Annotated in this window: 9 protein-coding genes and 1 pseudogene; 2 read left to right on the top strand and 8 right to left on the bottom strand. The window is 60.8% G+C overall.

The annotated features are described in order from the left end of the window. Positions 1–1,775 (top strand): SGNH/GDSL hydrolase family protein (locus tag NKH89_RS34595; RefSeq protein ID WP_352711875.1); only part of this gene is annotated, 1,775 nt, incomplete at its 5' end. A gap of 7 nt (positions 1,776–1,782) precedes the next feature. Here NKH89_RS34595 and NKH89_RS34590 read toward each other — a convergent pair. Continuing rightward, complete coding sequence (locus tag NKH89_RS34590) at positions 1,783–1,971, bottom strand: hypothetical protein (RefSeq protein WP_023722438.1); 189 nt, start codon at positions 1,969–1,971, stop codon at positions 1,783–1,785. A 179-nt stretch (positions 1,972–2,150) separates the two neighbouring features. Then, positions 2,151–2,432, bottom strand: coding sequence for a hypothetical protein (locus NKH89_RS34585; RefSeq protein WP_023722439.1), 282 nt, complete (start codon positions 2,430–2,432; stop codon positions 2,151–2,153). A gap of 313 nt (positions 2,433–2,745) precedes the next feature. Between NKH89_RS34585 and NKH89_RS34580 the strand changes: the two genes are divergently transcribed. Next, a complete protein-coding gene (locus NKH89_RS34580; RefSeq protein ID WP_023722441.1) occupies positions 2,746–3,024 on the top strand; it encodes a hypothetical protein in 279 nt (92 codons plus the stop codon). On the opposite strand, the gene NKH89_RS34575 is transcribed toward NKH89_RS34580, so the two are convergent. The 6 genes and pseudogenes from NKH89_RS34575 to NKH89_RS34550 form a co-directional block, all read right to left on the bottom strand. Beyond that, positions 3,018–3,533: a hypothetical protein gene (locus tag NKH89_RS34575; protein ID WP_245278754.1), complete on the bottom strand. Its 516-nt coding sequence runs from the start codon at positions 3,531–3,533 to the stop codon at positions 3,018–3,020. The genes NKH89_RS34580 and NKH89_RS34575 overlap by 7 nt on opposite strands. Positions 3,534–4,527: 994 nt before the next feature. Next, positions 4,528–4,671, bottom strand: a pseudogene (locus NKH89_RS34570) (IS5/IS1182 family transposase); the annotation flags it as partial. Between the two features lie 430 nt (positions 4,672–5,101). Beyond that, positions 5,102–6,127 (bottom strand): transketolase family protein, encoded by a 1,026-nt coding sequence (locus tag NKH89_RS34565; RefSeq protein WP_502896986.1) that lies wholly within the window; start codon positions 6,125–6,127, stop codon positions 5,102–5,104. After that, positions 6,124–6,963, bottom strand: coding sequence for a transketolase (locus tag NKH89_RS34560; RefSeq protein ID WP_156948304.1), 840 nt, complete (start codon positions 6,961–6,963; stop codon positions 6,124–6,126). Before NKH89_RS34560 ends, NKH89_RS34565 begins: the two co-directional genes overlap by 4 nt. 19 nt (positions 6,964–6,982) lie before the next feature. Then, a complete protein-coding gene (locus tag NKH89_RS34555) occupies positions 6,983–7,735 on the bottom strand; it encodes an SDR family NAD(P)-dependent oxidoreductase (RefSeq protein ID WP_023722445.1) in 753 nt (250 codons plus the stop codon). A 35-nt stretch (positions 7,736–7,770) separates the two neighbouring features. Further along, a complete protein-coding gene (locus tag NKH89_RS34550) occupies positions 7,771–8,664 on the bottom strand; it encodes an amidohydrolase family protein (RefSeq protein ID WP_031195132.1) in 894 nt (297 codons plus the stop codon). Positions 8,665–8,674: the final 10 nt, after the last annotated feature.

Here is an 8,674-nt window from a genome sequence, read left to right as displayed (position 1 = left end):
TATTTGCCTTAACGGCATGCGGAATATATTCCTATTTTGCGGGATGCCGCACCCTCGCCGACACGAAGCCGTTTCCGAATATCACCTCGCCAAAATTGAACGACAGGCGTGGCGCCTTGTCTCTGTCGGTCGGGGCGACGCTTTTGGACCTCAAAGTGTCCGCTGCCGACCTCGGCCTGCGGGTTGGTGAACCCGTTGAAATCATCGTTGATCTGATCGCCGCACAAAGCCTTCAGATCATCGGCAGCATCGCGGTGGCGCACAACGAGAGCAACACGGTCAACCCGGCAGTGGCGGGCGGGCTGGGCTACATGAGCGTTGGGCTGACCGTCACGCCGACCCAGAACGATGTCACGTTTGGCACGAGCCTGCTGGTTCGGCTCAACATCGCTGCCGGCGTCGGTGCGAATGGCCTGTTCGTGCTCGGCTGGGCTGTCCAGAAGGCCAAGTCACGCCTGACCTACATCGGCGGGGCTCTCCAATCTGCGGCCATGGTGGCGGAGGATGCGCACCCGAAGCTTAACATCGACCCGTTCTTCCGCATTGCGGCCAGCGGCGTCACCAACGACTATGCTGGCAACCCCCTGATCGGAGCATCGGCTGGCGGGTTTCCTCCTGTTCTGGTCAACGCGCCGGCAGGCTCGCCCTTCGGCACCAGGCCATCAAGCTGCCGGCCGGCCACGCTGCACGACATCAAGACGCCCGTAGCCGAAGCAGGGTTGACGGTGGGAGAAACTGTCTGGTGTATCTTCGCCTTCATGGCGGGGAGTGCCCAGTCCATCCAGTTCATCCAATACATTCCGGTGTCGTCCGGGGTGACCCAGACCGCTCAGATAACCAAAACGGTCAATGGCCTGACGTATATTTCGCTGCCCATCGTGGTCACCCAGAACGACGTTACCTACGGCCTTAATCACCAGCTCCGCATCCTTCCGACAGGGGCCTTGGCCGCGGATGCCTACCTTCTCGGCTGGGCCATCCAGAAGGCACCGGGCCGGCTGATCGATAACCATGGCCGGTTTGACAAACTGGCCAAGGACGTTGCCTCCGTGCCGGCCTCGCAGTTCGCCGGCAAGATCGGTGCGCACTTCGGCGATAGCATCATCGAAAGTGTCATCTGGCCGGGCATCACGCCGACCGCCAAGATTGCCCAGCGCACCGGCATGACGATCACCAACTGCGGCGGCGGCGGTACCCGCATGGCCAACCATGCTGCGAACTATGACAAGTTCTCGTTTTACCGGCTGGCCGATGCCATTGCCTCCGGTGATTTTTCCCAACAGATAGCCGCAGCAACGCTCATCGGAGGCACCTTTCCAGCGATTGCAGCGCGCATGGCATCGGTGGATTACAGCCTGCTGGATTACCTGATCCCCTCGTTCGGCACCAACGACTTCACCGGCGCCGGCCCGACGTGCCCCATCGGCACCAATGCGGACATAACCGGGGCGACCTTCAAGGGAGCCATCAACTACGGCATCCAGACGATCATGACCGCCCGGCCGAACCTGAAGCTCATCTTCACGACGCCGATATGGCGGACGCTGGACGGCACTGCGGGAGGAGCCGGAAGCCAGCTGATCGACTACGCCAACGCCATGCTTGAGGTCTGCGCCCTAAACAGGGTGCCAGTGGTCGATCTGTACCGCCGCTTCATCATCAACCAGTTCAACTACGTTCATTGGATGGGTCCTGGAGACGGAACTCACCCTAACAATCTTGGACAGGACCTGATCGGCGGCATGATGGCGGCGGGGCTGTTCGACAACTTCTAAGTTGCGCCTAGACAATCTCGGCGCGGACGAAATGCCATGACGCCGTGTTAATGATCGTGTCCGGGGTGTAGGGATTGGTGAGTTTCACTAGCGTCCCATCAACTTCCGCGACCGTCCAGACGCCAGTTTCGTCGCTCCAGTCGCCCGGAACCGCTACAATCATGGTGATGCGGTAATCTCTTCCGATTTCGAACATTCGGCCCTCCCCAGTTTTTGGTTCGGGGCAGAATGCGCGCGTGCTTGGGTCGGCGCAAGCGTCACCGACCTCGCAGGCGCGGATGGCGTCGACCAGCGCGACAACCGCGCCACGGGCCAGGTGGATGCCATCCTCGACGTGATCTCGAGCAACCTTTTCACGGCGATGGCAAATCTACCCTAGTGGAAGTCAATCTTTTTCGACGGCTGCGCGGTGTGGCTTTTGAGACTGATGAGCGCAGGCGTGTCGATCTTCGACGCTATCCGCCGGGCCAGTTCCCGCAATTCGAAAAAGCCGTCAATACTCATCAGGCTCAACGGTGTGCCTGACGAAGTATCCCACCGCAAAGGTACTTTGTCTTGCCTGTACGAAGATCCGTTCATCTCGCAAATGGCGTCGTAAATCGCCTGTGCGATCGACATTTCGGCACGGATACGCTCTGCGTCTTTTTGGCTGTTCATAAGAATTTTTCCCCAAACCACGGTCCCCCTTAGCCGCTTTCATTAGGTGTCGCTAGATCACGCGGATGTGACACGTCGGATAAAATCGATTGATATGGCCGAGGGAGCGCACGCGGTTTTCTTTGGTCTTCGCCGTGTTGAGCGCCGTGCAAGACTCGTGCCGCGTCCATCTTGATCGCAGCGTTGAATGGGCACTATTCGCAATGTATATTGCGCGCATGAGCACTGCAGCTGACAACAATTTTTTGCTGCCGCCCCCGGCTCCAGCGTATCTGCCGGCGCGCGTCATCGGCGACCCGAAGAAGGCGGCGTAGTGGTCAGCCCGCTTCCGGATCCCGAGGTCGCGGACGAAGCGCCAAGCGAGCCCTACCTCACCCCATACGACAATAAACGCGTCGCCATGTATATGTGGCTGCTGGACGCCGCCTATGACGACGAGGATTGGCGCGTGGTTGCCAGGACTGTGCTGCATATCGATCCCGAGAAGGAACCGAAGCGGGCGCACCGAGCCTGGGAAACTCATCTCGCCCGCGCCCGGTGGATTCTCAAGGAAGGGTACAAGTTCCTGTTCCCGAGCCCCACGACTCACTGACGAGTCTGTCCGTTAGGGCCGAAATTGGGGCCGCAAGAAGATACCGACAAAAGGTTTAATGAAATCAACGGCATCTGGCGGAGGGAGTAACCGTCCGGCTGTTTTTTCGCGCCGACGTCATGCCTTTTCTTCGCACCGGTTAAAGGTTTTGGTTCCCTGGACCAGGAAACATCGATGGGGCTCGCGGTCACCCAGGTGAACCCACCGCATCCACCATGCGCATCAAGCGCACTGGTCAGTCGACGCGACAATACACGAGACCCGCCGCGCAGTGCCTGCAGTTCTTTGAGACTGGCACTGATGAAGGCAAGTGCCTCGCCGCGGTTGGGAACCGGTCCCTTCTTCATAGCACGAACCCTGCTGCCACGAATTGACCCCAACTTAATTAAACGCGCTCTCATGGCGTGAAAGTGACTGTCAGCATTGGAGGCGCGGAAATTTCTCCCAATGCAGATGCTCAGGACGTCCTTCGCACTGCCGGACGGTGCCTTTTTGAAGCGAAACAACATGGACGAAATCGTGTTTCGTTCGTCTATGAAGCCGCCATGTTGCGGGTCGTGACGCCCTAACCTACCGCTGGCCCAGCCCTGACGCTGGCAGAGTATCGCGAGAATGGGGCCTGCCTTCCAACCGATTGCGGATGCACCAACAACCCGGCCACGTACGACGTTTCACAGCCTGGGGCCTATTTTTCAGGTAACCGGCAATTCGTTGGAGTCCGTTCTCCTAAGTGACGCAAAAAGGCCCGCCCCATTGTGTGGAGCAGGCCCTTTGACTTGCGCGGTACTCAGAACTTTGCCGCTTCGCGAAAGATAATAGCGAATGGTAAACATCGACTGAACGTCCGTGCCGCTTCGGTGGCCTTGGGTTAGGTGGGGCCTGTCCTTGTTGCTTGGCGAGATCGGGGCGGCTGATGCCGGCTCAGTGCGACGCGGATTTCGTGCAAACCCCGACAATGCTGCCCCCGCATCGATCACCGCAAGCAGATTGGCCAGCTAAATGTCATCCACTGCAGGGCAAATTCGTTGCTCGCCGGCCGACAAATGCTGGGAGGCACTGCATGCGCGCGCTCGCGCGGACCTGTGGTGAAAGAATTGGCGCCCGGCCGCGATTGATCAAAGTTGGGCCTGCGGACCGAGTGTCACCGCTTGCGATCGTAACATTGATGCGAGTCCGAATTTACTCTTTGGCTCGCGCCCAAGCTGGACGCTCAAGGATGCCGCGTCTTCGCCGATATCCTGACGCTTCAGCCCGGCGACCGGTGGCGCAGAGAAACCTCACGAACGCGAGCCGGATCGCGAGCCAGATCGAAGATGAGCTTTCCACCCCTGCATGGTACCGGAGTCTGGGCCCGTTGGCGCAGGATGGAAGTCGATCCTGATGTACGATGATACACTTCCCGTGCGTCGAGATGGGCGGACTCGAAATGAGGCCGCAGTTCGTCAACGACACCGTTGTCGCTCGGGATTGCCTGCTCGAACAGCAGATGTCCGTAATCGGCCGTCAGGCTTCGAGCTCCTTCGGCTGACTTTTGAGGGCGGCGATGAGTAGCCCCAAAAGAGCCTTCCGCCACCGGAGCAGGAGCGAGAAGTTGTAGCCGGCGGCGGCCAGGACGGCGTCGCCCTGCTGGCGGGCGAGGTAGTTGCGGCCAGCTTCTTTCGCTTCGCGCCACCAACCCTTCGACCAAACCGGTGCCGTGACACCCGTTCCGAGAACAGGCGAGCCGCGCGCCGGTCTATATGCCGCGAAGGACAGACGAGCCAACATCCCGAAACTTGCTTACGTCGAACTCGCGGGAGACCGGCACCAGGGGGCCTGACACCAAGTCCTCGAATGCCCTCGATGTGTGTTCAAGATCCTAGGAAGTTCTCTCCTTACCACTGGAAGACAGCTCGTCCAGCCGCATCTGAACAGGAGGCCGGTGCTCAATCAGTGCCGCGCAGGATGTGCCCGATTGACAGGCATCAGGGAAGCCCAGGTCCTTAGTCCACAACGCTGTGACGAGCGCGACAACCGCGGCGGGGTTAGCCAGCTCACAGTTCAAGTCGATGGCTCAACTGTTGCATGGGGAGAGCTCTTACTTCTCGCTCCAAGTGCGGACGCGGCGCACGAGCTCGGAAGTTGAGATCCCGTAGCGATCGTGAAGCGTCGGCAGCGCGCCAGCGTCGAGGAACTCGTCCGGCAGGGCGATCTGCCGAAAGACTGGGCCCACTCCCTCCCGCATCAGCAGCGCGGCGACACCTTCGCCCAGCCCACCGATGATGGTGTGGTTCTCGGTCACTATCATTAGCCGTCCCGGACGGCGCGCCGCGGCAAGTATCGTCTTCGTGTCCAGAGGCTTGATCGTCGGAACGTGCAGAACGGCGCAGCCGATCCTGTCGGCTTCAAGCGCCTTCGCCGCCTCCAGCGCGCGCATGGTCATCAGGCCGCTTGAAATGAACAGCACATCCTCACCCTCGCGCAACAGGCGTGCCTTGCCGATTTGGAATGTGTAATCGTACTCGTCGAGCACGACAGGGACCTTGCCGCGCAAAAGCCGCATGTAGACCGGCCCGTTGTAGTCCGCGATCGCCTCCGTGGCCTGTTCGATGTCGAGCGCGTCGCAAGGGTCGATGATCGTCAGGTTCGGCATCCCGCGGAAGATCGCGATGTCCTCCGTCGCCTGGTGGCTGGGGCCGTAGCCGGTCGTCAGCCCCGGTAAGGCGCAGACGATCTTCACATTGAGTTTCTCCTCGGCGATCGCCATGCAGATGAAATCGTAGGCACGTCGCGATGCGAAGACGGCATAGGTCGTCGCGAAAGGCGTGAAGCCCTCCCGCGCCAGGCCGGCGGCGGCGCTCATCAGCACCTGCTCCGCCATGCCCATCTGATAGAAGCGGTCCGGATGCTCCTGTGCGAAGACATGGAGATCGGTGTATTTCGCGAGGTCCGCCGTCAGGCCAACTATCCCGGGCCGCTGGTGCGCCAGTCTGGCCAGTGTGTGCCCGAACGGCGCATTGCGTGTCGGTACGCCATCGGGCGCGATCGACGCGATCATCGCCGATGTGGTCTTGCGCTCACCGGCATTGGCGGCGTGGCGCGGCGCGAATTTTGACAACCTCAACGCGGACGTCCCTTTTCCAAAGCTTCGAGCGCCAGCGCCCATTCATGCGGTTCGACGCGGATGAAATGCGTGATGTCGCGGGTTTCCAGGAATGGCACACCCTTGGCCATGCGCGTATCGCAAACGATCACACGCGGACGAGGTTCCTTCAGGCCGCGCGCCAGGTCGAAGGCCTTGCGGACCGCCTCGATGTCGTTGCCGTCGACGCGCTGCGCATGCCAGCCGAACGCCTCGAACTTGTCGGTCACCGGTTCGGAGGAGAGCATGGCCGTCGACGGACCATCGGCCTGCTGATTGTTGAAGTCGACAATGGCAATGAGATTGTCGAGCTTGTGGTGGGCGGCCGACATCGCGGCTTCCCAGGTCGAGCCCTCACCGAGCTCGCCGTCGGACAAAAGATTGTAGACGAAACTGTCGCTTCGCTTGCGCGTCAGCCCCATGCACATGCCAACGGCAATGCCAAGGCCGTGACCGAGCGAGCCGCCGGTGATCTCCATGCCGGGCGTGTATGGCGCCATGCCCGACATCGGCATACGGCTTTCATCGCTGCCATAGGTTTCGAGCTCTTCCTCCGGCAGCACGCCCGCTTCGATCAGAGCCGCGTAGAGCGCGATCGCATAGTGTCCGATCGACAGCAGGAAGCGGTCGCGTCCCTCCCACAACGTGTCCTCCGGCCGGTAGCGAAGCGCATGGAAATAGGCGACGGCAAGCACGTCGGCGACACCCAGCGCCTGTCCGACATAACCTTGGCCCTGGACTTGGCCCATTCGCACGGCATGTCGGCGGATACGATAGGCTCGTTCGGCCAGGCTGACATTGCTGCCAGCGCGAGGCATCTCAAGATCCGTTATCCTCTCAGCCATGGATCAGCATCCCACCGTTGACGTCGATCACGGCGCCGGTGATGTAGCTGGCCAGATCGGACGCCAAAAAGAGATAGGCGCCAGCGACGTCGCGCGCATCCCCCAGCCGGCTGAGCGGGATTCCCTTGATGATGTCGGCGCGCATGGCTTCGGTCAGTTTGCCGCCGGTGATGTCGGTCTGGATCAGGCCCGGTGTGACACAGTTGACGCGGATGCCTTCGGGACCGAATTCGCGCGCCATGGCCTTGGCAAGCCCCAGAACACCCGCCTTGGCAGCCGAATAGTGCGGGCCACCGAAGATGCCGCCGCCGCGCTGGGCCGAAACCGACGACATGCAGATGATCGAGCCACCGCCATTTTCGCGCATGTTCGGGATGAATGCCTGGCTGAGATAGAGCACGCCGCGTAGGTTGACATCGAGCATGCGGTCCCAGTCAGCCGGGCCGATATCCAGTGTCTTTGCGGGCTGCGTGATCCCGGCAATGTTGCACAGCACGTCGACCTTGCCGAAGGCTTCGGCCACTTCGGCAGCAGCCCTCTTGCAGGCATCGAGGTCGGCGACGTTACAGGCGAGGCCAATGTGCTCGGGCCCAAGCGACTCGGCGGCGTCACGGGCCTGTTGCTCATCGAGGTCAAGAATAGCAATGCGCGCGCCTTGCTCCGCCATCAGCGTTGCCGTGGAGCGGCCTATCCCCCGAGGGCTCGCGGCCCCTGAAATCACCACGGCCTTGCCCTTCAGCAACATGTCGAACTCTCCTGCTATTTCTCTTTGCCGGTGATCTAAAGTCGGTAGAACCGGGCGGCGTTGTCGTGGAACAACGCAAGCCGCTCCTCATGGGTGTAGCCTCGCGTGATCTCCTTGAAGGCGTTCACGATCGCATCGAAGCTCGAAAACAGCTTGTCGACCGGAAAGTTCGTCGCGAACATGCAGCGGCCGACCCCGAACGCCCCGAACGCTTCCTCGACATAGGGACGGATCGATGCAGCGGTCCATCGCCAGTCGCCCATGCCGAGACCCGAGATCTTGCAGGCGACGTTCGGCGCTTGCGCCAACTGATGCATGCCTTTTCTCCAAGCATCGAAATGCTCAGGGCCATCGACCTGCATGCCGGTGTGATTGAGAATGATCTGGACGTCGGGGAAGTCCAGCGCGAGCTCGAGAAACTCGCCCATCTGCGGATAGTAGAGCTGCAAGTCGAAGCTCAACCGGCGCTTCGCCAGTTCCCGGAAGCCACGTCGCCATTCGGGTGTCCGGCTGACCTCCGGACGCGACTGATAGGTCTTGGCGGGGTCAGGATGGTAATTCATCGACTGCCGTATACCGCGGAAGTTCGGATATTCCATGTGGCGGTCGAGGAGGTCGCCGACATCGGGTATGGACAGGTCGGCATAGCCGACGATGCCGTGGGGGAAGCCCCGCTTGTTGGCGATCTCCTGCAGCCAGCGCGTCTCCCCAACCGGATCGCTGGGATCGAACCCTACGTCCAAGTGCACCGATTTCACCAGGGTCTGGTTCCTGGCGTCTTCCAGGTAGTCGTCGAGAAGGTAGCTTTTGCGGATCGCCTCGTAGTCACCGAAAGCCGACGGCTTAACCCCGTCGGTCAGCCACGGATAATAATTGGTCTCCAGATCCCACAAATGATGGTGCGGATCGATGAACGGCAGCTCGGCCACGGTCGGGATT

The sequence above is a fragment of the Mesorhizobium sp. M0923 genome (genome assembly GCF_040319365.1).
Lineage (GTDB): Bacteria > Pseudomonadota > Alphaproteobacteria > Rhizobiales > Rhizobiaceae > Mesorhizobium.
This window is presented reverse-complemented; position numbering and strand designations above follow the sequence as displayed.

What these genes read in the sequence shown, in the direction of transcription:
- NKH89_RS34575 (WP_245278754.1), bottom strand. Translation starts at nt 3,533, where the DNA reads ATGTTGTTTCGCTTCAAAAAGGCACCGTCCGGCAGTGCGAAGGACGTC.
- NKH89_RS34590 (WP_023722438.1), bottom strand. Translation starts at nt 1,971, where the DNA reads ATGTTCGAAATCGGAAGAGATTACCGCATCACCATGATTGTAGCGGTT.
- NKH89_RS34555 (WP_023722445.1), bottom strand. Translation starts at nt 7,735, where the DNA reads ATGTTGCTGAAGGGCAAGGCCGTGGTGATTTCAGGGGCCGCGAGCCCT.
- NKH89_RS34560 (WP_156948304.1), bottom strand. Translation starts at nt 6,963, where the DNA reads ATGCCTCGCGCTGGCAGCAATGTCAGCCTGGCCGAACGAGCCTATCGT.
- NKH89_RS34585 (WP_023722439.1), bottom strand. Translation starts at nt 2,432, where the DNA reads ATGAACAGCCAAAAAGACGCAGAGCGTATCCGTGCCGAAATGTCGATC.